This window comes from Lapidilactobacillus concavus DSM 17758 (genome assembly GCF_001435835.1).
Classification (GTDB): Bacteria; Bacillota; Bacilli; order Lactobacillales; family Lactobacillaceae; genus Lapidilactobacillus; species Lapidilactobacillus concavus.
In genome coordinates this window covers 1-389 of the sequence record NZ_AZFX01000012.1, presented here as the reverse complement: position 1 = coordinate 389, position 389 = coordinate 1, and the positions used below count along the sequence as shown (strand labels likewise).

Here is a 389-nt window from a genome sequence, read left to right as displayed (position 1 = left end):
GGTAGCGTCAAGAATCTTGTGTAAATGAAATGCCTTCGTACATATAATATGTATCTAACTTAAATAAATGATGCTTCCAAGGTGTCCTGGAGTCCTTTGAACCCTCGGTGGATCCGCTTCAGAGACTTCTCGTTATAAACATTAAACTGAGAAACCAGGAAGCGATCCAGTGAATCTTCCGTTGGAAATTGTTCTTTGTGGTGGGTGGTGCGCTTGAGATGCTTATTAAAGTTCTCAATCAGGTTAGTGGAGTATAGTGATTGCCGGATAGCTGGTGGAAAGTCCATGAAAGTGAGTAAATTCGGCATTTTAAGCAGATCTTTGATTAATTTGGGATAGGTCTGATGCCAGTTGTTGGCGAACTCATTCAGTTTCAGTTCGGCTGCTTC

At 41.6% G+C, this 389-nt stretch carries 1 protein-coding gene; it reads right to left on the bottom strand.

Going from position 1 to position 389, the window contains the following annotated elements; translation table 11 throughout:
* Nucleotides 1-59 precede the first annotated feature (59 nt).
* The coding region (locus tag FC15_RS02240; RefSeq protein ID WP_162258394.1) for a transposase at nt 60-389 on the bottom strand (330 nt) is incomplete at its 5' end.